This is a genomic window from Aquimarina algiphila (assembly GCF_947494415.1).
GTDB lineage: Bacteria > Bacteroidota > Bacteroidia > Flavobacteriales > Flavobacteriaceae > Aquimarina > Aquimarina algiphila.
This window is the reverse complement of record NZ_CANLVC010000008.1, coordinates 620684-644368: the sequence shown is the minus strand read 5'-3', so window position 1 is coordinate 644368 and position 23685 is coordinate 620684. Positions and strand designations below refer to the sequence as shown.

The following is a 23685-nucleotide window of genomic DNA, read 5'->3' as shown; positions in this document are numbered from 1 at the left end:
ATATGTTTTTTGAATATATCAGGTTACTCACAACAAGTAGATAGTGTAGAGGTTGTTGAAAACCAATCGATATTTAATATTTTTGAAGCATTTAAAAAACAATATCAATATAGTTTTTCTTATGATGTTGTAGCGGTCAAGAATGTAAAACTAAAAATTGATCAAAAGACAATCTCTATTGATTCACTATTAAAAGAGATAAAAGAACAAACGCAATTTATACTACAAAAGGTTGACGATCAAAGTTATATTTTGGTAGAAAATGATGAAACTATCGAGATATGTGGTATTGTGGTCGATGCGGCATCTACTTTTGAGCTTACCCAAGCTACTATCTTAAACAACAATAATGCAATTAAGCTTACAGATGAGCAAGGTTATTTTAGATTACGATTAAGACCAAAAGATTCAATTTCTATATCTTATTTAGGCTATGATATAAAAACAATTAAAGCTTCTACTTTTTCAGGTTCGAGTTGTGATACAATTAGATTAAGTTCTGAAATTCAGAGTTTAAGTGAGGTTGTTATTAATGAGTATCTTACTACAGGTGTACAAAAAAATAAAGATGCTTCTATTAATGTATCTACCAAAAAGCTCAGAATTCTACCAGGACTTGTAGAACCAGACGTTTTACAGAGTTTACAATTATTGCCAGGAGTAAATAGCCCAACAGAGGATCCAGCGGGATTATATATTAGAGGAGGAACTCCAGATCAAAACCTGGTACTATGGGATGGTATCAAAATGTATCATAATGGCCATTTTTTTAATCAAATATCAACTTTCAATCCCTATATAGTCAAAAATGTAAAGGTATATCGAGGTGGAACCAGTGTACGGTATGGAGATCGTATTTCTGGAGCAGTGATTATAGAATCTGATGATGATTTGATCGAAAAAATTAAAATCGGAGGCGGAGTAAATTTTACTCATGCAGATATTTTTGCCAAAGTTCCTTTGTCAGAAAAAATAGGTGTGATGGCGGCTTTTCGCAGATCTACTACTGATGTGTATAGAAATATAGCATACAATAATTTAGTTCGAAAAGTCTTTCAGAATACCAGGGCAGATATTCCAGATAGTAATGTACAAGGAACTTTGGATAGGGAAGCTAGAGAAGATGATTTTTCCTTTTCTGATACAAACATTAAACTTGTATGGCATCCAGATGAACAAAATACAATAAAATTTAGTGGAATATTTGCAGAAAATAGATTAGATAATATTAGAAATGAAGCAGATACGATTACCTCTTTTAATCGTATTAATGATATTCTTAAACTTAGGAACGGGGGAGCTAGTCTAAATTGGAGAAAAGAATATTCGAACAATATCATCCAGAAAACAAATGTTTATTTTTCAATATATGATACTCGTTATAAGATCATTGGATCTAATACCAATTCACGACAAACCTTTATTTTTAATGAGAATAATCAAGTAAAGGATATAGGGGCAGAGTATTCTTTAGCTATTCCATTAACTCCAAAACAAACTCTTGGTGTCGGGTATCAATTTGTTTATAATGAGGCAAATTATAATAGAAGCGAAATTGCTAATGGAGTTGTAGATGTAGATTTGGAGGATGAAATTAGAGGAGAAGGAAATAATCATACCTTGTTTTCTGAATATACTTATAAATCTCCAAAATTATATATGAATTTTGGACTTAGAGGCTCCTATTTGAGTAATACAGATCAATTTTTTATAGAACCTCGTATGTTTTCTTCTGTAGAAGTGCTAAAGAACTTTAGACTAACTACTTCGGCAGAATTAAAAAATCAACAACTTAACCGCCTGGTTACTTTTGGTAGTATTTATAATCAAATTGAAGGCTTACCAGTTGCAGATAATGTATGGCTTCTTTCTGGAAAAATTAGAAATGATGACTCCGTTTTTGTTCCAGTAATCAAAAGCATGCAATTTACTTTTGGTTCTTTATACACTATTAATGGATGGAATTTTGATTTGGAAGCCTATTATAAGAAGCTTACTGATGTAACATCAATTAATAATTTTGTTTTGGAAGTTGCTTCTGCAGATACCGATAATGTTTTTGAAATAGGAAAAGAAGAACGTATTGGTTTTGATTTTTTACTAAAAAAAAGGATTCAGAATTATAGGTTCTGGATAGGGTATTCTTTAAGTAAAGCTCTAGTTACTTTCCCTAGTATACAGCAGAATGCTTTTTCAGGAAATTTTGATCAAAGACATGTATTAAATATCTCTCAAACTTTAAAGGTTAATAATTTTGAGTTTGCACTTGGATGGAATTATGCCACCGGAAGACCATTTACAAGATTACTAAGAGATGTTGATAATATAGACGATGGTATTAGAATCGATCCAAAAGGAATTAATTCTAGTAGATTTAAGGATTATCATAGACTAGATGCTTCTGCAGTATATAGATTTAATTTTAAAACTAAAAAAACCTGGGGAGGAATGATTGGATTCTCCATTCGTAATATTTACAATAGAAAAAATACGATTACTCAAGGGTTTTCTCGAAGAGAGGATGAAAATGGAATTTTTGTAGAAAGTTTTGAAAACAAATCATTACAACTCACACCAGATGTGGTTATCCGTTTTAATTTTTAAGAACAGATTTTAATATTAGATATTTACCTATTTGTTATAGACATCTCTTAAAGAGTTTTCATTTTTCATCAAATACATAAGAATTATATGAATAGTTGTGGTAGGGTTGACGCAATGATTAACGTTACTATATCATAAGACTAACTAAACTCTCATCCCACTTGAATTTAATTAATCATGCTTAAAAATTAATTCATGAGACGTAATTCTTTATTATTTATTTATGTATTCTTTTGTTTGACGCTACTTAATTGTAATAGTAGCGATGATGCTTTGAGTGCCACAGATTCTGAAATGAATCCAAATTCGGGAGGAGATCAGGACTCAGGGGGTACCCCTAGTCCTCCAACACAAGGAACACCGCTACGTACAGATGTAAAAACATTTATATTTGGACATAGCCTTATTGTACACTCGCCACCACTTATTCCTACTCCAAGCGACGAAACAACAGTTCCTCATTGGATGCATGTATTATCCCAATCTGCTGGTTATAGCTATGCTGTAGATGGTCAATATGGTTTTTTACCGCAACATGATAATCTTCCACCAATTGCACAGTGGGGATTTGATATAGCATCTGGAGTTTGGAATTCTGATGTTGAGCCATTTTCTGAGGCTAATTTTAACACGATACTATTAACCGCAGCCAATTTTGTACAGTATCAACCTGCAAATACGCCGTATGATGGAGATAATCCTGATAATACAACACCTCTTAGTGCTACTACAGATATTATTGATTGGGTTGGACAACAAGAAGAAGGGATAACAATTTATATTTATGAAAATTGGCCTGATATGGCTGGTTTTGTAAACTCATTTCCTCCTTCTCAAGAAGAATTTGCTAATTATAATGCAAATACAGTTGGAGATTTTCATAATTGGTGGTTAGATTATCATAACGCATTATTGGTTGATAGGCCTAATGTTAAGATGATTCCGGTAGGGCCAATTATAAGTAAACTACTTACAGATACAGCTTTAGAACAAATTCCGATTTTGGACTTATACGAAGATGCTGCTCCTCATGGAAGGCCAACCATTTATTTTCTAGCAAGTTTAATAACGTATTCTGCTATGTATGGGATACCACCACCATCAGATTTTGAAATTCCTACAACTGTACATAGCATAGTTAGAGACAATTATCAAGAAACAGTAAATTTTATTTGGAACGAACTTCAAAATTTTAATGACGAAAACGGGAATAGCCGTGTTTGGTAATACATAAAGTTTGTGATAAATAAAAAGAGGCAATAGATGTTCTAATTGCCTCTTTTGTTTTTTTAACCTGATATAAGTTCTATTAATTATTTTGGAAACAAGCTTTTATCAATATTTGGAATAATTTGTAAAGCATTTTTATAGTATAGTTTCTTCAATACTTCATCATCAAGATCTAATCCATACATTTTCCAAAAGGCATGGTATCTTTTATAGTAAGGAAAATATTCATCATCAGATTCGAGTACTCTAAAGTAGGTATAATACTCCTCTGGATTCCAGGAATCTTTTCCAAACATCACTCTGTCTTGATATTTTGTAAGGAAGGCTTTGGCATTTCTGGGTTGTCTTCCTAATTCTGCGATTACAGCTCCAATTTCACTATACATATTTGGTATTTCGTCCATTAGTTTTGCTAGTTTAGCCAAGTCGTTACCATACCAACCCAAATGGGCATTAATGAATTTAGTGTTTTTATGTTTTCTAAAAATTCGATGCTGTTCTTGTATAATCGTTTCCCATGATCCAGTAACATTAGCATCTCTTTTTCTTCTTGATCTAAGTTTTAGCTCTAACCACCGTTCATTTTTATTGTCATGCGCATCCCAAAATGGTTTTGGATCAGCAGAATGGATCAATACAGGGATACCAAGTTCTCCGCACTTTTCCCAAACAGGTCCAATTCTGGGATCATCTATTTTAATACGATTCCCTTTACTATCCTTATTATCCATGCCTTGACTTTTATAAATTTTTAATCCATTGGCACCAAGAGCTACATCTTTTTCGATTTGAGAAACAGTTTTTTGCGTCCAACCAGGTTCATCAATACCTGTAAGGTTAATATTGGTGAATACAATAAATCTATTAGGGAAATTCGTTTTTACATTTTCTAATGATTTAGCAAGATGTTCATCAGATCCTCTTCCTCTTCCAGATAGGTTTACCATCACTGCCATGTTGAGTTTATCCATTTCAGAAACAACATCTTGAAGGTTTTGTGTTGGCATTCTAAATTGATGATTATGGACATCGATAAAAGGGAACTTTGCTTTTTTGACCTCTTCTCCCGGTACAACAAGAGTAGAAGGGGGATCATAATCTTCAAATTCCATTTTTTGCGCGGCTATTTGTGTAATAGATGCTAATAGAACTAGTAAAAAGGCTTTCCAGAATTTCATATTTGTGATTTGATTTAGATAGCAAAAACATAAATATATAATAATCATACTGTCAAAAAGAAAGGTTAACAACACTTTATAAACTCTATAAAATCAATGATAATAGTACAATAATAAAAACCCCTGTTACTAAGTATGAAAAGTAACAAGGATCTTTATAAACAAATCACCAACCAATTACATTGTATATATTTTTATTTTAATTCACTTACAAAATAGGTTTATCAGCACAATAAGAATCAAATTTGATCGCTATGGAAAGAATTATGATGCTCTTACATACCTAAAACAAAAAAGAAATAAAATACCCTACTTTATTTTTTGAAAACATGACTATTTCCCAATTTATTAACCAAATATAGGAGACAGGAGGCCTAAAAATGTGATAGATTTCACAAGGAATCAAATAAAGAAAATCCCGTTACCTGAAGTATTTGGTAACGGGATTTTAAACAACTAACCAACAACTAAATTTTATATTTTAGTCATCATCACGATCATCATCGTCATCATCGTCATGATATCTTTTCTTCCTTTTTCTATTTTTATAATAATGATCATCGTCATTATCGTGCTTATAATATTTTGGCTGCCAATTCCTGTTATAATAAGGATCATGAGTTGTAGTACATCCATCGATACCACAGTATCCACAACCATCATAGTGAATATTACCTTCTGTCTCTCTTATTCTGTCATATCTGTTATAGTAGATACGTAATCCACCTATTTGATACACTAATCCTCTTCTGTTATATCGAATTGATATTGTACCTATTCTTCGTACTCTATTATATCTATCATAACTGATATAATTTGGTCCGACCTTTTTTAGTCTACCGTAATAATCATATCTAATAAAATTATTATGATGTGCTCGTACACGTTGAGTATATGTACCGGGGGTATTATATCTTCCGGTATTCCAATTTCCATAATGAGATCTACCTCTTCGATTAAGCACTTTATAGTCAATGCTACCTTCTGGGTAAACAAGAAATTTTATTCCTCCTTCGATAAAGACAATTGGTTGTGTGTTATGATAGCGTTTTGTAACCCTATCCTTGTGATCCGCATGATTGTGATCATTTGCCTTTACAGTTGTTACTATCAGTAACAAAGCTGCAGTAAAAAGTATCATTTTTTTCATAACCTTACCCGTTTTGGGTTTATGCCTACTCATTAGCTTTTCGGCTTCCGCTATTTGATTAATACTGTTTCAAATCGCGTGCCAAAAATGAGTAAGGTTATGAAAAATAAGGGTAATTATTTGGTTTTCAGAAAACTAATTATTTCTTCTGGATCCGCTCTTTCTTTATAATCTTCTTTAATGAAATCATAAATGATAGTTCCGTTCTGATCAATTATATATGTTGCTGATATTGGAAGTTGTTGAGCAGTATTTCCGTTACTTGCTTCTAAATCAATTTTAAAGCCTTGATAAACTTCAATAAGATCTTCTGGTAATGTAAATACGAGGTTAAATGCTTTGGCAATTTTATTATCTAAGTCAGAAAGAACTTCAAAACGTAATCCGTTTTTTTCTGAAGTAGTTAATGAATTGTCTGGTGTTTCAGGGCTTATAGCCACCAAAGTTGCTCCGTGTTTTTCAATTTCAGGTAATGCATCTTGTAATGCTTTTAGTTCCAGGTTGCAATAAGGGCACCATCCACCTCGATAGAAGGATAAGACAATTTTTTTATCTAATAATAATTCTTGTACAGACATTTTTTTATTGGCTGCATTGGGAAGTGTAATCTCTGGAATTTGATCTCCGGTTTTTAATGCTTTGGATACAAGTCCTTCATCGCGTAAGGTTTGTATACCATTATTCATTATTCTGTGTGTACTTTCTGAATATTTCGCTACAGATTGATCTGCACGAGCTTTTAGATCTTGAGTAAGTGACATTGTTTTGGTTTAAGATTAAATGTTTACCCTTAGCCGTAATTATGCGAATTACATTACAGATGTAAATATTATAAAAGTGTTAATGTTTCAGTTATATTTTAGTCATTAGTGGTAATGTAATTATTGAGGGATGACATGAGTCTAATGTCTTACTATATTAACTATAGGTAATACATGAATAAAAAGATGAAATTCACTGAAAACGGGGTGGTTATATAGATTTTTACGAACCATTTTTGTATGTATAATTCAATCTAAAATAATAGTTTTAATAATAGATATATGGAAAAATATTTAGAACCATTAGGAATTACAGAATTTAAGAATGCAAAATATGTTTTTAAACCTGTAGAAATTGATTTATGGGGGGAGAAGAAAGGAGAAACTTTGATAGAAATAGAAAATTGGGAGCTAGAAGGAGGATATAGGTATTTGGAGATTAACGCAAATATAAATGATACCTGGACCATGGCTTTTAGTGCTAGATATATAGATGACCGTTTATTTGAAAAAACAAAAATTGGAGATGATGTTGGTAAACATAATTTTCATACTATTGATTTACACCATATGGATGGCTTTAGTGAATTAGATAGTTATTTCTATACTTCAGATTATAATGATAGCATTCATGTTCTAAATGAGTTATTGATGAAATTTGGAAACTTAGAACTTGATAAAGAAGAAGAAAAGAACTTGTCAAATGCCGTATATATACCTTTTGACGCAATGAAAACATTAAAAAATCACCTTTTAGTAAAAATTAAAGATTTTTCTTCAGAAGAAGAGATTGAAGAAGCCACAATATCATTTATGGAGAATCAAGGAGAAGAATATAGATCTGATTTATATAGTGATTCCAAACTAATATATAAAGATGATTTTTGGGAAAATGAAGAATTAAAAGAGTACTATTTACATGAACAAATAGAGGATTTCATACAAATGAATTTTGATGAAGATGAGGTTTTTTTTGATGATTTTTTATAGTGCCTAAGAAGATATAAAAATATGGTCAAAAGACATCATTATTGATGAATATCGTTTCTAGTAGAAGATATGCTTATCTTTAAGTAAGAGGGAAGCATATCTTATTATAATTTTTCTTTTAAATACTGGCCCGTATATGAGTCTTTTATTTTTACAACTTCTTCAGGAGTACCCTCAGCCATTATAGTACCTCCATTTTTTCCTCCTTTTGGTCCCAGATCGATAACATGATCAGCACATTTAACGAGATCTAGATTATGTTCTATTACCAAAATAGAGTGCCCTTTGGATATTAATTCATTAAAAGATTTTAATAATTTTTTGATGTCATGAAAATGAAGTCCTGTTGTAGGTTCATCAAAGATAAATAGGGCTTTGTCTTTGGTATTTCCTTTAACCAAAAACGAAGCGAGTTTAATCCGCTGTGCTTCTCCTCCGGATAGGGTGGAAGAACTCTGTCCCAGTTGAACATAGCCAAGTCCAACATCTTGTAATGGTTGTAACTTCTTATGTATCTTAGTTTGATTGTGATCTGAAAAGAAATCAATTGCTGTATCTATTGTCATCGATAGTATATCATGAATGTTTTTATCATGAAATGTTACTTCGAGAACATCTTTTTTGAAACGTTTACCTCCACAAGTTTCACATTCCAGGTGTACATCTGCCATGAATTGCATCTCGATAGTAACTTCTCCTTCTCCTTTACAAGTTTCACATCGTCCGCCATCTACATTAAATGAGAAATGTTTTGCTTTATAATTACGAATACTAGATAATTTTTGAGAAGCAAACAAATTACGAATATCATCATATGCCTTTATATAAGTAACCGGATTAGAACGTGATGATCTACCAATCGGATTTTGGTCTACAAACTCTACATGTTTTATATTGCTGTAGTTACCTTTAAGTTCTGTAAACTGACCTGCTTTTTCTCCATACCCTCCCAATTCCTTAAGTACAGAAGGATAAATGATCTTTTTTACTAGTGTGCTTTTTCCGCTACCTGATACCCCTGTAATGGCGGTAAAGATTCCAAGAGGGATTTTAAGGTCAATGTTTTGTAGATTGTTTTCTCGAGCTCCAATGATTTCAAGATAATATTTTGAGGTCCTACGAGTTTTAGGAACTTCAATTTCAAGAGTTCCATTTAAGTATTTTGCTGTTAATGAATCAGCTTTTAGAATTTCATCATATGCTCCCGTAGCAACGACATGTCCTCCATGTGTACCGGCTTCGGGACCAATATCGATAATTTCATTGGCCGCTTTCATGATATCTTCATCATGTTCTACTACAATTACCGTATTACCAAGATCTCGAAGAGATTGTAATACTTTAATCAATTTTTCGGTATCCTTAGGGTGTAATCCAATACTTGGTTCATCCAGGATATACATAGATCCAACCAGACTGCTTCCTAACGAAGTAGCTAGATTAATACGTTGCGATTCTCCTCCAGATAATGTATTTGATTTTCTATTAAGTGTTAAGTATTCCAATCCAACATTCTGTAAAAACTCTAAACGGCTATTGATTTCTTTAAGAAGGCGTTTGGCAATTTTTGTATCATATTCATTTAAGGTAAGGTCTTTAAAGAAATCAGCTAATTCATTAAGTGGCTTCTCTACCAAATCTGTTAAGGTAGCTCCATTGATTTTTACATAGTTGGCTTCTTTGCGTAAACGCTTCCCTTTACAAGTAGTACATTTTGTTTTTCCGCGATAGCGAGAAAGCATTACACGATTTTGAATTTTATATGCTTTTGATTCTAATTCTTCAAAAAAACTTGTAATTCCTTCAAAGTGCTCATTTCCAGACCAAAGAAGGTCTTTGTCTTTGTCCGATAATTTGAAATAAGGTTTATGAATAGGGAAATCGAATTTGTATGCACTGTTTACCAGTTGATCCTTATACCAGCTCATACTATCACCGCGCCATGGAAAAACAGCTTCTTCATAAATACTCAAAGCGGTATTAGGAATAACAAGATCTCCATCAATACCAATAACATCACCATATCCTTCACATTCTGGACAAGCTCCATATGGATTATTAAAACTAAAAAGATGCACATTAGGTTCTAAAAAAGTAATACCATCTAATGCAAAAGTGTTACTGAATTCTTTAATATTATTATCAGTAAGTGTTTCGATATGACAAATTCCCTTACCTTCAAAAAATGCAGAATCAATAGCATCTGCTAAACGATTATAAAAATCCTCTTCATCTTTTTTTACGATACGATCTACAACTAGATAAAAATCATCTTTTTCATTAATAGTTGCTTCTTCTATTCGGTGCACCGTGCCGTTTACTTTGATACGCGCATACCCTTGTTGTTGTAGTACTTTTAGTTTACCCTCTAGTGTTCTTCCATCTTCGATATGAATAGGAGAGAGTAATAAGAGTTTCTCACCATTTTCAAATGTTTTTACATACTCAATAACATCAGTTACGCGATCTTTTTTTACTTGATTACCAGAGATAGGAGAGTAGGTTTTTCCAATTCTGGCAAAAAGTAATTTGAGATAATCATAAATTTCTGTTGTCGTACCTACAGTAGATCTTGGATTGGTAGAATTTACTTTTTGCTCAATAGCTATTGCAGGAGCAATTCCTTTTATATAATCAACCTTAGGTTTATTGAGTCGTCCTAAAAACTGGCGAGCATAAGACGAAAGGCTTTCAACGTATCTACGTTGTCCTTCTGCATATAAGGTATCAAATGCAAGACTGGATTTACCAGATCCAGATAATCCGGTAATAACCACTAACTGATTTCTTGGGATAACGGCGTCTAAATCTTTCAGGTTGTGAAGTTTAGCTCCTTTTATAATTATATTGTCTTTTGGATCTAAGGTTGTAATGTCTTGAATCATAGTAAATACGCGGTAAGAGCGCAAAGATAATGATTACAAAACAAGTATTATAACCTATGTCAAATGAAAGTTTAGTTAAAAAAATTAACAAGAAATTGTTTGATATTCAATGATAGTTACTATATTAGCCCCTGTAAATAAACCATAAATCTAAAACGAAACTGCCTATAGCATACCTTTACTTTTAAGTTTAACATAGCACGAGCCCCAAGCTTGTTGGTACTAAAATTAAATTAAGGTATGAAGAATTACACCCTAACAGACGCAGTTCTGGTTAATAACTACATTAAAGGAGACGAATGTGCTTTATCTGTTCTAATAGAAAGACATAAGCAGCGTATTTACAGTTTTATTTATTCTAAAGTTTTTGATAGAGATGTTTCAGAAGACATTTTCCAGGATACTTTTATAAAAGTTATCAGAACATTAAAGAATGGGAAATATAATGAAGAAGGAAAATTTCTACCGTGGGTAATGCGTATTGCTCATAATTTGGTCATTGATCATTTTAGAAAAGGAAATAGAATGCCAAAATTTGAAGATAATGGAGAATTTAGCATCTTTTCTGTGATAAGTGATGGAGATCTTAATGCTGAAAAAAGAATAATTAAAGATCAGGTAGAAGAGGATTTACGTAATTTAATTCAAGAATTACCAGAAGATCAAAAAGAAGTTCTGGTTATGCGTATGTACCGAGACATGAGTTTTAAGGAAATATCTGATAAAACAGGTGTAAGTATTAATACAGCCCTTGGTAGAATGAGGTATGCATTAATTAACCTAAGAAAAGTAATTGAAAAAAATAATATTGTTTTAACAAATTAATAACGTATTGATGCAATAAAGTTTAATTTGTCGCGTTATAATTTTAAATAACCCTAATATTTAAGATTATATAATATGGCAAAATTTTACTTTAAGTCTTCAAAAGAAGAAAAACATTTAGTACCTAGCAGAAAAACAATTGATTTTCTCTTAAGCTATTCAAAATCATTACAAGTTTTAGAGTGTAATAACCTTAAATTTGAAACGATTTTAAACTAAACTTATAAAAGGCCCATTATTTTTTAATGGGCTTTTTACTTTTATAATATTCATCCAAAACGGTTTTTCTACCTATAGTTTTTGTGATGATGTCTTTATCAAGATCCCAGCCTCTAGCAGGAGAATATTCTCGTCCATACCAAATGATTTGAAGATGTAAATCATTCCATAATTCTTTTGGAAATAAACGTTTGGCATCTTTTTCTGTTTGTGTTACATTTTTGCCATTGGTAAATCCCCAACGATACATTAATCTATGGATATGAGTATCAACAGGAAATGCAGGTACTCCAAATGCTTGTGACATAACAACACTTGCAGTCTTGTGTCCAACAGCAGGAAGTTCTTCTAATGCTTCAAAGCTTTGAGGAACCTCGCCATTATGTTTATCTATAAGAATCTGCGATAATCCGTGTATTCCTTTAGATTTCATTGGACTTAAACCAACGGGTCTTATAATTTCTCTAATCTCTTCTACAGATAGCCTAACCATTGCATATGGATTATCTGCACGATCAAATAATAAAGGAGTAATTTGATTGACTCTAACATCGGTGCTTTGTGCACTCATTAATACTGCAATTAATAAGGTATAAGGATCTTTATGGTCGAGTGGAATAGGAATTCTGGGATATAATTCTTGTAACGTTTTAATTGTAAAATCTATCTTTTCCTGCTTGGTCATATTGCCTAAATTGTTTTATGCTAAAGTATTAAATTATAAATCGAATATAATAGAGGATAATCATTAAAATTTTTATAAAACTGAAACGATATTGTTATTTTTGTTTTATTTTTATCCAGAAACTTTAAACAAAATTTAATTCATATAAATCATAGAACAATGACCACATTACAAGCAGGAGATAAAGCTCCTAATTTTTCAGCATTAGATCAGGACGGAAATACGATTACCTTGGATAATTACAAAGGAAAAAAGCTTGTGGTTTTTTTCTATCCCAAAGCAAGTACCCCTGGTTGTACGGCAGAAGCGTGTAATCTAAGAGATAATTATCAAACTTTTCAAAATCAAGGATATGAGATTCTTGGAGTGAGCGCAGATAGTGCAAAGCGTCAACAAAATTTTAAAAATAAGTTCGAATTACCTTATCCATTACTAGCCGATGAGGATAAAAAAGTTATTGAGGCTTTTGGCGTTTGGGGGCCTAAGAAATTTATGGGGAAAGAGTATGACGGAATTCATCGTACCACCTTTGTTATTGATGAAAACGGTGTTATTTCAGAAGTAATACTCAAGGTAAAAACAAAAGATCATACTGCGCAAATATTGTAATTAAAAATATATAAAAAAGCAGCATTAATAATCTCTATTAATGCTGCTTTTTATTTAAAATATCTTAATTGTTTATTCTACAGATTCTACGGTTTTATATCCGAAGAAATTATTTGCTTTAATCATTTCAGGGATAAGTTCAGGTAACTGATCTTCCCAACCAGGTTCTCCTTCTTGGATTTTTTGAAGAACTTCCCTGGAGAAAATATCCATGATAGATGGATCGTAATCTGTAATATCTTGCAGTTTACCATTATATTTAAAGAATTTGTATAATTCTTTCATACGAGGGTGTACCTTAAGAGTATCACTATCTGTAAGTTCACCTGTTTCATGATTTTTTAATGGATATAGATACACTTTTAGATCTTTGAAGAATAGTTTTCCAAAAGCTTCTAAAATCCCTCCACTTAAGTGCATGTAGTATTTTTGATCAAAAATATCTACCAGATTGTTCACTCCCATAGCCAAAGCCATACGCTCTTTGGTATAATTAGAGAAGTATTCAACCATACGATAGTATTCCTTGAAGTTTGAAATCATTACCGTTTGTCCTAGAGAACATAATAATCTGGCTCTTGACATAAAATCTTCTTCATCAATTTCTCCTTCTGCTCTTAGGTTGGATAAAGTGATTTCAAAAATAACTACAGTTTTCTCTTTTTTTACTTTATTCTCACTCAAAAACATGTTGAGTGATTTTTTATAGATGTCCATATTAACCTTGGTAACAGGTCTAAAACTCCCACGAAGGGCTAATATGTTTTTCTTATATAAAATCGCGGCAGGTAATATGTTATTTCCATCAGGACCAAACATAACCGCCTCGGTCATGCCATTTTTAACAAGTTGTAAACTCATTAAACGATTATCTACTTTTGTAAAGCGAGGACCAGAAAAGTTTATAGTATCAATTTCAATTTGATCTTTATCCAAATGATCATATAGGTAACGTAATAATTTTTTTGGGTTATCATATTTATAATAGGCACCATAAATTAGATTCACACCCAATACACCAAGAGTCATTTGCTGTAATCTAGCATCATTTTCATGGAATCGAATATGTAGTGTAATTTCATTATACTCTTCATTAGGAACCGTCTGGTAACGAATACCAACCCAACCATGTCCTTTGTACTTTTTTGCAAAATCAATAGTCGCTACAGTATTGGCATAACTAAAAAATAACTTATTTGGATGTTTTTCGCGAGTAATCCTTTCTTCGATAAGTTTTACCTCATGCTTAAGCATTTTTTTTAACCGTGCTTCAGTAACATAACGTTTATCATTTTCGATACCATAAATTGCATCACTAAAATCTTTGTCATAAGCACTCATGGCTTTTGCAATCGTACCTGAAGCGCCACCTGCTCTGAAAAAATTTCGCGCAGTTTCCTGACCAGCACCAATTTCTGCAAAAGTACCGTAGATGTTTTGATTGAGGTTAATACGTAAAGCTTTACTCTTTATTGAAGGGACAGATTCAAATTCTTTATCTCCCATTATCTTAATAGGCATAGTAAAAAGGGCTTTTTTTGTTTAATGTAAAGGTACTAATACCATAAGTATTAAAAAAGTTTGAATGTGAAATTTCTACATTTTAAAAAGTCGTTAAAAAGAATTAATATATTCATACAATTTTTGCCAAAAAAATATAAGTACATTTGCTGTAGTTTATCATAATTATGAAAGTAACTTTTCTTGGTACTGGGACCTCACAGGGAATTCCGATTATAGGAAGTGATCACCCTGTATGTCTAAGTGATGATCCCAAAGATAAGCGACTTCGGGTTTCTGTGCTTGTCTCTTGGGACAAATACAATTATGTAATAGATTGCGGACCAGATTTTAGACAACAAATGCTATCTAATCAGGTTTCAAGAATTGATGGTGTTGTTTTTACTCATGAGCATGCTGATCATACCATGGGATTGGATGATATACGTCCCTTTTTTTTTAGGCAAGGTGATATCCCAATATATGCCCACAAAAGAGTTATGGAAGCTTTGAAAGTAAGGTTCGATTATATTTTTGCTTCAGAAAATAAATACCCTGGAGCACCAAGTGTTATAGAAAATGAATTAGATAATACTCCTTTTTTATTGGGTAATCTAGATGTTGTTCCTATCAATACTTTTCATAACCGATTACAAGTTTTTGGATTTCGTTTTAAAGATTTTGCATATCTAACAGATGTAAAAACTGTAGAAGAAGCAGAAAGAGTTAAATTAAGAGGGGTTAAGGTGTTGGTTGTTAATGCACTTAGGATAGAACCTCACCATTCTCATTTTAATTTAGAAGAAGCTCTAGAGTTTATAGAGGATATCCAACCAGATCGGGCATATCTAACTCATATTAGTCATATGTTAGGGTTTCATGCAGAAGTAGAGAAACTATTGCCCCAAAATGTGTATATAGCATACGATAACTTAAAAATAACTATTTAAAACATGAAGAGTAAGATTTTTTTATACCTATTTATTTTTGCATCATTATTTATTCTTTTTCAATTTATGAATGCTAAAAAGGCAAAAGAGTCCTATGATACAAAGATTGATAATTTAAAAGCTAAGATTACCAAAAAAGAAGTAGCTTTTGATTCACTTGTGGATATTAATTTAGATTTAACTTATTTTTCTTTAGAAAGTAACGAAGATGCAGCGGCGTATTTTGAAGAAATGGGTTATGATGCAAATAAATTAGCTCTAACTATAGGAGATCAGATAATTAGTCAAAATAAAGCAGGAGAAGATAACCCAATAATTCCGTTTGTTGGGATGGAAGGTAATATGGCTATTAATAAAGTAAGACTTCTTAATCATAAATGGATCATAGCAGATTTTACTGATGGTGTATATTGGGGAGAGCTTTTTATTACTTATGAGGTTAGAAAAGATGGAGTGGTGGATTTTGAAGTTGAAAAATCATTTTTATATCCTAAAAACTAGTTTAAAAAGTAAGAAATTTCAGATAATATATTAAAAAAGCTACCTGGTATCAGGTAGCTTTTTTTGGTTTGTTGTAATGCGTGATAAGAAAGTTGGTTAAGGTATGTTGTCTATTTTTTTAATAATTTCTTTTTAGTCAGTTTTCCGTCTACATCTATTATAGCGATATAAGTTCCTTGTGAAACTAAAGATCCATTATCTGATGATCCATCCCAGGTATAATTAAAATTCCCTTCACTTTCTTTATGATTAACTAATTTTCGGACTAGATTACCTCGTATGTCATAAATGGTAATAGATACTTCATTCTTGTTATCATTAGTAATATTTGAAAACGTGACTTGCTCTTTAAATGTATTAGGATACACTTTAATGTTTTCTGAAATGACATCTTCTTCTTCTGTTTTTAGTCTATTCCATGACCTTCCTAAGGGTTGATCAAGCCATAAAAGAATAAATTCATTATCATCAGGTAGTCCTGTACCTACATGTCGACCAATACTAAAAGGATAATTGTTATCATTTAGTACTCCAATCAAAAATGGATTAAAAACGACCACGCTTTCTATAGTTACAAAAGGAAAAGCAAAATTTCTTCCTATTCCGATATCACCATCCAATCCAGGTTCAGAAATTCTAAGAATATCTTTAATTTTAAGAAGATCTACATTAAGTCTTTTTTCTACCAATTCTTCATTTTCATCTAATTCTATCTCATATATGGCTTTAAAACCATTTAGATCCCCTTGTGAACCATCACGTTCGATGATTAAACCTCTTTTGCGATTAAACATAATAAAGTCTCCTATTGCGGTCGCTTTTTGATTTAAAGGATATTCAAACTTTTTACCAGAATATGATTTACTTTCTAAATCAAATTCATGAATAAGTAAATTATTGTTATCAGCACCTTGTAAAGGCTTTTCCAGCAAAGGAAGTAACGTTCTTTTATCTGTACTTAGTGCCAGTCCTTCAAAACCACCACTACCTTTTACACGGAAAGGTGTATCTAATTCTGTATTACGATAAGGCCAATATAATCCAGCTAACCATGGCGTGTTTTGTCCATTTTGATCTTGTAGGTTTGTGCCATCTCCAGCATCTCCAACCTTTGGGAAATCACCAAATAAACATACGGTTCGTATCTCAGGATATTGTTTTTGTGTAATTAATAATGTTCTAAAGTCAAAACTTTGTATATCTGCTCTGTCGGTAAGGTTATTTTTTACAATAACATCTGCTATGGCTTTAGTAAAAGTTTCAGGATCGACCGTTCTATCGGCAAAAACATCTCCACGATCATCAGTGTCTGTTCTTGGATTGATTTTGGTTTCGATGTTAAAACGGACTTTGGATGCATTCATCCAACGTTTCATTGCTTCGGGATCTGATGCCCCAGGTCCGTTTTTATAATATTCAATATAAAAGTCAACAAAATCAAATAATTGTTGTAACGATGGCATAATATAGGGATCAACAAGCTCTTTTTGATTTGAAAATGCTACTGCAACTGGGGACAGTGAAAGATCATTGGTTTGAGCAGGTCTTCCATTTAATATTTTATCAGCAATAAATGTTGTTTGAATTTGATCTAATGTGAGATCTTTTACTAATACTTCATCGTTAAATTCATAAGGAGTACCATCAACTTTACGTGTTTTTGCAGCTTCAATATGTGGATCGTGATCCAAAACAGGAACTCCGTCAAGAGTAATTCCGCAATCAGTTTCGAGAGTAGGCATAAGGAAATCTAAAGCGGCTTCCATGGCTGGTAAAGTGTTTTCAGGACGTAGATTTCGTGAGCCTCTGTGTCCTTGTGCATCAAACAACTTTACATCAATCAAACCGTTTGCATTTATATAATCCGGTTGGCCATCTTTGTTTTTATCAAAATTTTGTATCGCTTCTAATAATAAATCTGGGCGATCAGAAATGATTCCTTGTACTCCTTGATCGAGAAGAAGATTCATGTTTTCTAGATCATTAACGGTATATACTACTACTTGATGTCCTGCTCGATTTAAAGAAGAAACATTAAATAATTCGCTAGAAGCTTGTTTGAGTCCAGTAGGAGGGTTTTCTCTACTTCCAACCTTTGTATTAGAATTTTGATCATCCAACATGACAAACCATGGGGATATCACTGGTGGTTTACTTCCGTTTGCTTTTGCATGTGATCTCATTGCGTTCATAACACGAAGTGCACTAAATTCTTCACTATATGGATTTTGTGGTGCACGAAGTTCTTTTCCCGGATTATCAAAATCAGGAAGAGAAAAGGGAGGGTCTAATAAAATCCCATTTTTATCAAAATGTAGCAAAAAAGGACCAAATTCATCACCAATCCAATAGTCGCCGTTAGCCGTTCTTTGTATAGACTCTATATCAAAATCTGCGCCGGTAAGGATTCTGGAATCACTAAAATGGTTAGTTATTGCAAAAGGTATCAAATGATTGGGATCACGCAATTCTATAAAGTCTAGTACGTCAATTCCACCATCGTTATGCGCAATAATACTTTTAAACTTTGGTTGTATTCTATAAAGACGTAGATGATAATCTGCTGAGTTTTCGATACTACCAAAACCGTTATCAGACAATACGGTAAAGGTTCTGTCAAAATTGTTTAGAACGGCAGAAAAACCTTGTATAGGTTGTTTGTTTAAAAAAGGAACTGGTTGTTGATTGATCAATCCTTGGTTTATATATTGTCCTGAGGAAGGGCCTTCAGAGAAGCTGGCAGCAGGCAAAACTGCTCTTGAGATCAGTATGTCTCCAAAGTTGGTAAAGGACTTACCAGTTCCTTTTGGAATCATTTTCTTGTTGTAATTGTTATCAGTAGGAATCTCGAATTGAGATTTCTCTATAGTCTCTTTTTTTGAGTTTTGGGCTTGAAGTGATGACGATAAGATACATAAGATACTTAATAGTGTATAGTATGTCGTTTTTGAAATGATTTGGTAATGACGTTTCATGATGTGTATTACGTTTAAGATTAATTTGGTTAATGACTTCATAAAATTACGCGCTGTATATTACCAAATCGTTTATCTTCTTTAAACAAATGTTTAGGATAAGGTTAGCTGTTTTATGATTGTGTAATACCCAGGATGAACATGAAAACTAAATTAGGAACTTGTACGAAAACGTTGTAGTGATATATTGTGATTCTTATTACATAAATTGAATTTTGATGAAAATTCAATAATTCTCAAGCAGGGTAAGGGGTTATAGGAGTATTCTAAGAGGATTAAATTATATTTGATTTCAATATATTTAAGAAAACATACGTCAAGGATGAATATCAAGTTTCTACATTTTGCAGTTTCTATAATAGTTGCGTCAACCATTATTTCATGTAAAAAAAAATATGAAGGATCTTATCAGGGTTATAAGAATGAAAATGGATATATAGAAGTTTATAAAAAAGATGGAAAATATAGGTTTAAAATCTATTCAGATAAAATTATAGAAACTTCGTTTATCCCCAAAGGAGAAACATTTGATTCTACATCTCATGCGGTTATTTTGAAACCCAGATTAACAAAGACAGCTATTATTGATAGTGATAGTATTTTGACCATTAATACTAATGGTATTGATATTCATATTACTAAAGAACCATTTCATATTTCATACACCTATAAAGGAAAAGAATTAATATCTGAAAAAGATGGATACGTAAAAACAGATTCTTTAGAAATATTAAACTTTAATTTAGATAAAGACGAAGTAATTTATGGAGCAGGATCCAGAGTAGTTGGAATGAATAGGAGAGGTAAGAGACTTCAATTATACAATAAAGCTCATTATGGATATGAAACCCAATCAGAATTAATGAATTTTACTATGCCTTTAGTGCTTTCTTCTAAGATATATGCAGTACATTTTGATAATGCACCTATTGGGTTTCTGGATATTGATAGTGAAAAAGATAATACACTTGGGTACGAAACAATAGGCGGACGAAAAACATATCAGGTAATAGCTGGAGATGATTGGAAAAATTTAATGTATGAGTATACAGAACTAACAGGTAAACAACCTTTACCGCCTAGATGGGCTTTTGGAAATTTTGCTAGTCGTTTTGGGTATCATTCTGAAAGAGAAACTCGTGAGACCGTAGAAAAATTTGCAAAAGATAGTATCCCCTTAGATGCTGTAATTTTAGATATTTATTGGTTTGGAAAAGATATTAAAGGGCATATGGGAAATCTTGAGTTTTTAAAAGACTCATTTCCCAATCCAAAACAAATGATTAATGATTTTGCGATTAATGGCGTTAAAACGGTTCTTATTACAGAGCCGTTTGTATTAACATCTTCTAAGAAATGGGATGAAGCAGCGTCAAAAGGAGTTTTAGGAACTGATATAGAAGGGAAACCTTTTACCTATGATTTTTACTTTGGTAATACAGGAATTATTGATATTTATAACCCCAAAGGAAAAGAATGGTTTTGGAATATTTATAAAGAGCATGTTAAAGATTTTGGTGTAGCAGGTTGGTGGGGAGATCTTGGAGAACCCGAGGTGCACCCATCAGATTTACAACATGCCGTAGGAAGTGCAGACGAAGTCCATAATATATATGGTCATGATTGGGCGAGAATGATACAAGAAGGATATCATAAAGATTTTACAGATCAGCGTCCTTTTATATTAATGCGTGCAGGGTATTCAGGATCACAACGTTTTGGTATGATACCATGGTCTGGAGATGTAAATAGAACTTGGGGAGGATTACAACCACAAACAGAAATAGCTCTTCAGATGGGAATGCAGGGGATGGGATATATGCATTCTGATCTTGGAGGATTTGCTGGTGGAGAAACTTTTGACGCTGAGTTATATACACGTTGGTTACAATATGGTGTGTTTCAACCAATATTCAGACCCCACGCACAAGAACATATTGCACCAGAGCCTGTTTTTCATGATAAGAAAACAAAAGCTTTAGCCAAGAAAAGTATTGAACTTAGGTATAGTTTGTTACCTTATAATTATACGATCGCTTTTAATAATAATCAAACAGGAATGCCTTTAATGCGTCCCTTGTTTTTTGAACATTCTAATGATAAAGAACTATTAGAACTAAGTTTTACGTATTTGTGGGGAGATGATTTTCTAGTATCTCCGGTTATAAAACCCGGAATAGCATCTATGGATGTTCCTTTTCCAAAGGGAATAAATTGGTATGACTTTTTTACAGGAGAAAAATTTGAAGGAGGAGGGTATAAAACCGTTAATGTTGAAAAAGATCATATTCCTGTATTTGTAAAAGGAGGAGCTTTTATTCCGATGATAGCGCCGATTTTAACTACAGATAAATATTCTACCAAAGATTTAGTACTACATTTTTACTATGATAGTATGGTCAAAAAGAGTTTTGGGACATTATACGATGATGATGGTAAAACACCTATGGCTTTTGAAAATGGAAAATATGAAATATTAAAATTTGATAGTAAAACATCATCAGGGGAGTTATCTATTTATCTATCTGCAAAAAAAGGAATAAATTATACATCAAGTGATCGAAACATTTCTTTAGTTATACATAATATTAATGAAGAACCAAAATCAGTTAAGATAGATGATAGATCAATTTCTTTTGATTGGAGTGAAGAAGATAAAACGGTAGTATTATCTTTTAACTGGAATTCTGCTGAAACTAAAAATATGAATATTTTGTTGTAGTACTACTGTAATTTAGGATACTATAATTTATCAGTTTTTTATGAATAATACATTATAAGGTTTGTTATATTAGAGAGGAGATAAAATTTCTTTGGTTTTATATATAAAATAGTATATTAAGGCACTTAATCAACTTAGTAACTCAACATTATATAACACAAAATGAAACTAAAGAATATACTTTTTTTGCTTATTGCCCTAAGCCTAACGGGGTGTAAATCTAATGATATATTATGGCTCAATGGTCAATGGGAAGGCATTGGATGTCAATTAGATTTTGAAGAAACTTATACCTGGTCTATTAATCTAAATATTAATGCCACTAAAAAGTTATTTAATATAGAATACCCTAGTCTTAAATGTAATGGAAATTGGGAATTGATAGACTATTCTAATGGTAGAGCTATTTTTTCTGAATTAATAATAGAAAACACTAATGCCTGTATAGAAAAAGGGAAAGTTATACTCACTAAAGTAGATGAAAATCATATTAGCTTTAGTTACTATATATTAAATGAGAATGAAGTCGTAGCTTTTTCAACATTAAGAAGAAAGTAAAGTAGGATTGATGTATACATTAAGTCATGCAAAAAAATAAATCAGTAGAAGAATTCATTATAAAAAATAAAAATTGGAAAGGGGCTTTAGAGGTTCTAAGAAGTATAGTGCTTTCTACAGAATTAAAGGAAACTATAAAATGGGGAGTTCCTGTATATACGATTAACAATAAAAATGTAATAGGTTTAGGTGCTTTTAAATCTTATGTGGGTATTTGGTTTTTTCAAGGGGTATTTCTTAAGGATGTTTCTAATGCATTGGTAAACGCTCAAGAAGGAAAAACTAAAGGGCTGCGACAATGGAGATTTAATAGTGTAAACGATATTGATAAAGATCTGGTGCTTCAATATATACAAGAAGCGATTCAAAATCAGAAGGATGGAAAAGAAATTAAACCAACCAAATCAAAAGATGTAAAATTTCCTCTGGAATTATCCAATGCATTAAAATCAGATTCAGATTTTAAGCAATGTTTTGAGCAATTAACTCCTTTTAAACAAAAAGAATATGTAGAATATATTGCTACTGCAAAACGAGAAGCTACAAAATTATCAAGGCTTGAAAAAATTATTCCTATGATTAACAGGGGAATAGGGCTAAATGATAAATATAGATGACATATCTTCATCAATACATATTTTGAAATGACCATGGTAAAATTGTAATTCTAGAAAATAAAAACCAAGCCTTTTCTTTCTTTTGTTGCGCAATAGAAAAAGTGAAAAGGCCTGGAGACTGACAACTATAAGTAGCATTATTTAAAGATGAATTATATATTTAAAATCATAAATACTAATTTATCTTTTAAATTTTTAGACGGTAGCATCATAATTTTCTGTGCTTTGATTCTCAACCTCTTCTTTTATTGAATTGTAAATATTTTCATCATCGATTTTACGTATAGATGACAATTTTTTTAATAATAGGATTGCTTCATCTTTACTTTCTTCAAACAAGTTAATGGTGTTTTTATTGAAATTAATATTTTCCTCGGCTTCCATTTTTAATATTTGAGATTGGTATAAAAAATTACCTATAATATGATTACTGGCATATAACATTGACCGATAGATTTTTCTTTTTTCTATGTTTCTTTTCTTTTCCAAAATAACAATGGTATTTAAAACAACGAATAGAATAAAAAACTTAAACCATAGAAACACTAACTCGTCAATTTTAGATGATTTTATAAAGTTAAAATATTTGTCTATTTGCTCTGCCAAATCTATATTTTGTGTTATACAGTAGAGATACCCAGTTATAGATATTAAAAACCCAATAATCACATAGATATATTTTTTTAAAACTAGTTTTATCATTTACTAATGTTTTACTTATAATTA

At 31.8% G+C, this 23685-nt stretch carries 18 protein-coding genes; 10 read left to right on the top strand and 8 right to left on the bottom strand.

Annotated features, from left to right (window positions below; genetic code table 11):
* The first annotated feature begins 9 nt into the window (after window positions 1–9).
* Both PQF96_RS20535 and PQF96_RS20530 read left to right on the top strand, forming a co-directional pair.
* A complete protein-coding gene (locus tag PQF96_RS20535; RefSeq protein ID WP_271768042.1) occupies window positions 10–2604 on the top strand; it encodes a TonB-dependent receptor in 2595 nt (864 codons plus the stop codon).
* Window positions 2605–2799: 195 nt separating this feature from the next.
* On the top strand, window positions 2800–3831 hold the full coding sequence (locus PQF96_RS20530) for a hypothetical protein (protein WP_271768041.1): 1032 nt from the start codon (window positions 2800–2802) through the stop codon (window positions 3829–3831).
* A gap of 86 nt (window positions 3832–3917) precedes the next feature.
* Here PQF96_RS20530 and PQF96_RS20525 read toward each other — a convergent pair whose 3' ends face one another.
* The 3 genes from PQF96_RS20525 to PQF96_RS20515 all read right to left on the bottom strand — a co-directional run bounded on the left by PQF96_RS20525 (window position 3918) and on the right by PQF96_RS20515 (window position 6923).
* Window positions 3918–5012: an amidohydrolase family protein gene (locus tag PQF96_RS20525; protein WP_271768040.1), complete on the bottom strand. Its 1095-nt coding sequence runs from the start codon at window positions 5010–5012 to the stop codon at window positions 3918–3920.
* A gap of 481 nt (window positions 5013–5493) precedes the next feature.
* The gene (locus PQF96_RS20520; protein WP_271768039.1) at window positions 5494–6162 is read right to left on the bottom strand and encodes a hypothetical protein; all 669 of its coding nucleotides are present in this window, start codon (window positions 6160–6162) and stop codon (window positions 5494–5496) included.
* Between the two features lie 116 nt (window positions 6163–6278).
* Complete coding sequence (locus PQF96_RS20515; protein ID WP_271768038.1) at window positions 6279–6923, bottom strand: peroxiredoxin-like family protein; 645 nt, start codon at window positions 6921–6923, stop codon at window positions 6279–6281.
* Between the two features lie 282 nt (window positions 6924–7205).
* On the opposite strand from PQF96_RS20515, the gene PQF96_RS20510 reads away from it, so the two are divergent.
* Entirely contained in the window at window positions 7206–7913 is a 708-nt protein-coding gene (locus tag PQF96_RS20510; protein ID WP_271768037.1) for a hypothetical protein, read from the top strand.
* Window positions 7914–8017: 104 nt separating this feature from the next.
* On the opposite strand, the gene uvrA is transcribed toward PQF96_RS20510, so the two are convergent.
* Window positions 8018–10798, bottom strand: coding sequence for an excinuclease ABC subunit UvrA (uvrA, locus tag PQF96_RS20505; protein ID WP_271768036.1), 2781 nt, complete (start codon window positions 10796–10798; stop codon window positions 8018–8020).
* Between the two features lie 240 nt (window positions 10799–11038).
* Here uvrA and PQF96_RS20500 point away from each other — a divergent pair, with 240 nt between their 5' ends.
* A complete protein-coding gene (locus PQF96_RS20500) occupies window positions 11039–11623 on the top strand; it encodes an RNA polymerase sigma factor (RefSeq protein WP_109438479.1) in 585 nt (194 codons plus the stop codon).
* 235 nt (window positions 11624–11858) lie between these two features.
* On the opposite strand, the gene PQF96_RS20495 is transcribed toward PQF96_RS20500, so the two are convergent.
* Entirely contained in the window at window positions 11859–12527 is a 669-nt protein-coding gene (locus PQF96_RS20495) for an endonuclease III domain-containing protein (RefSeq protein WP_271768035.1), read from the bottom strand.
* A gap of 159 nt (window positions 12528–12686) precedes the next feature.
* On the opposite strand from PQF96_RS20495, the gene bcp reads away from it, so the two are divergent.
* Window positions 12687–13136 carry a thioredoxin-dependent thiol peroxidase gene (gene bcp, locus PQF96_RS20490; RefSeq protein ID WP_109438481.1) on the top strand — a complete coding sequence of 150 codons (450 nt, stop codon included), beginning with the start codon at window positions 12687–12689 and terminating at the stop codon, window positions 13134–13136.
* Window positions 13137–13208: 72 nt separating this feature from the next.
* On the opposite strand, the gene PQF96_RS20485 is transcribed toward bcp, so the two are convergent.
* Window positions 13209–14657, bottom strand: coding sequence for a nicotinate-nucleotide adenylyltransferase (locus tag PQF96_RS20485; RefSeq protein ID WP_109438482.1), 1449 nt, complete (start codon window positions 14655–14657; stop codon window positions 13209–13211).
* A gap of 167 nt (window positions 14658–14824) precedes the next feature.
* Between PQF96_RS20485 and PQF96_RS20480 the strand changes: the two genes are divergently transcribed.
* Window positions 14825–15586 carry an MBL fold metallo-hydrolase gene (locus PQF96_RS20480; protein ID WP_109438483.1) on the top strand — a complete coding sequence of 254 codons (762 nt, stop codon included), beginning with the start codon at window positions 14825–14827 and terminating at the stop codon, window positions 15584–15586.
* 3 nt (window positions 15587–15589) lie between these two features.
* Window positions 15590–16087, top strand: a complete 498-nt coding sequence (locus tag PQF96_RS20475) for a hypothetical protein (RefSeq protein WP_109438484.1) — start codon at window positions 15590–15592, stop codon at window positions 16085–16087.
* A gap of 110 nt (window positions 16088–16197) precedes the next feature.
* Here the strand turns inward: PQF96_RS20475 and PQF96_RS20470 are convergent, their stop codons facing one another.
* Entirely contained in the window at window positions 16198–19062 is a 2865-nt protein-coding gene (locus tag PQF96_RS20470) for an esterase-like activity of phytase family protein (RefSeq protein WP_271768034.1), read from the bottom strand.
* 322 nt (window positions 19063–19384) lie between these two features.
* Between PQF96_RS20470 and PQF96_RS20465 the strand changes: the two genes are divergently transcribed.
* The 3 genes from PQF96_RS20465 (at window position 19385) to PQF96_RS20455 (ending at window position 22959) form a co-directional block, all read left to right on the top strand.
* Window positions 19385–21784: a glycoside hydrolase family 31 protein gene (locus tag PQF96_RS20465; protein WP_271768033.1), complete on the top strand. Its 2400-nt coding sequence runs from the start codon at window positions 19385–19387 to the stop codon at window positions 21782–21784.
* Between the two features lie 162 nt (window positions 21785–21946).
* On the top strand, window positions 21947–22342 hold the full coding sequence (locus PQF96_RS20460; protein WP_271768032.1) for a hypothetical protein: 396 nt from the start codon (window positions 21947–21949) through the stop codon (window positions 22340–22342).
* A 26-nt stretch (window positions 22343–22368) separates the two neighbouring features.
* Window positions 22369–22959: a YdeI/OmpD-associated family protein gene (locus PQF96_RS20455; protein WP_271768031.1), complete on the top strand. Its 591-nt coding sequence runs from the start codon at window positions 22369–22371 to the stop codon at window positions 22957–22959.
* Between the two features lie 195 nt (window positions 22960–23154).
* Here PQF96_RS20455 and PQF96_RS20450 read toward each other — a convergent pair whose 3' ends face one another.
* The gene (locus PQF96_RS20450; RefSeq protein ID WP_271768030.1) at window positions 23155–23661 is read right to left on the bottom strand and encodes a hypothetical protein; all 507 of its coding nucleotides are present in this window, start codon (window positions 23659–23661) and stop codon (window positions 23155–23157) included.
* Window positions 23662–23685: the final 24 nt, after the last annotated feature.

Bases quoted from the DNA above. Each gene is read 5' to 3' on its own strand.
- PQF96_RS20470 (WP_271768034.1), bottom strand. From the start codon at position 19,062: ATGAAACGTCATTACCAAATCATTTCAAAAACGACATACTATACACTA.
- PQF96_RS20500 (WP_109438479.1), top strand. From the start codon at position 11,039: ATGAAGAATTACACCCTAACAGACGCAGTTCTGGTTAATAACTACATT.
- PQF96_RS20465 (WP_271768033.1), top strand. From the start codon at position 19,385: ATGAATATCAAGTTTCTACATTTTGCAGTTTCTATAATAGTTGCGTCA.
- PQF96_RS20530 (WP_271768041.1), top strand. From the start codon at position 2,800: ATGAGACGTAATTCTTTATTATTTATTTATGTATTCTTTTGTTTGACG.
- PQF96_RS20455 (WP_271768031.1), top strand. From the start codon at position 22,369: ATGCAAAAAAATAAATCAGTAGAAGAATTCATTATAAAAAATAAAAAT.
- PQF96_RS20475 (WP_109438484.1), top strand. From the start codon at position 15,590: ATGAAGAGTAAGATTTTTTTATACCTATTTATTTTTGCATCATTATTT.
- PQF96_RS20485 (WP_109438482.1), bottom strand. From the start codon at position 14,657: ATGCCTATTAAGATAATGGGAGATAAAGAATTTGAATCTGTCCCTTCA.
- PQF96_RS20495 (WP_271768035.1), bottom strand. From the start codon at position 12,527: ATGACCAAGCAGGAAAAGATAGATTTTACAATTAAAACGTTACAAGAA.
- PQF96_RS20510 (WP_271768037.1), top strand. From the start codon at position 7,206: ATGGAAAAATATTTAGAACCATTAGGAATTACAGAATTTAAGAATGCA.
- PQF96_RS20450 (WP_271768030.1), bottom strand. From the start codon at position 23,661: ATGATAAAACTAGTTTTAAAAAAATATATCTATGTGATTATTGGGTTT.
- PQF96_RS20515 (WP_271768038.1), bottom strand. From the start codon at position 6,923: ATGTCACTTACTCAAGATCTAAAAGCTCGTGCAGATCAATCTGTAGCG.
- PQF96_RS20460 (WP_271768032.1), top strand. From the start codon at position 21,947: ATGAAACTAAAGAATATACTTTTTTTGCTTATTGCCCTAAGCCTAACG.
- PQF96_RS20525 (WP_271768040.1), bottom strand. From the start codon at position 5,012: ATGAAATTCTGGAAAGCCTTTTTACTAGTTCTATTAGCATCTATTACA.
- uvrA (WP_271768036.1), bottom strand. From the start codon at position 10,798: ATGATTCAAGACATTACAACCTTAGATCCAAAAGACAATATAATTATA.
- PQF96_RS20480 (WP_109438483.1), top strand. From the start codon at position 14,825: ATGAAAGTAACTTTTCTTGGTACTGGGACCTCACAGGGAATTCCGATT.
- PQF96_RS20520 (WP_271768039.1), bottom strand. From the start codon at position 6,162: ATGAAAAAAATGATACTTTTTACTGCAGCTTTGTTACTGATAGTAACA.
- bcp (WP_109438481.1), top strand. From the start codon at position 12,687: ATGACCACATTACAAGCAGGAGATAAAGCTCCTAATTTTTCAGCATTA.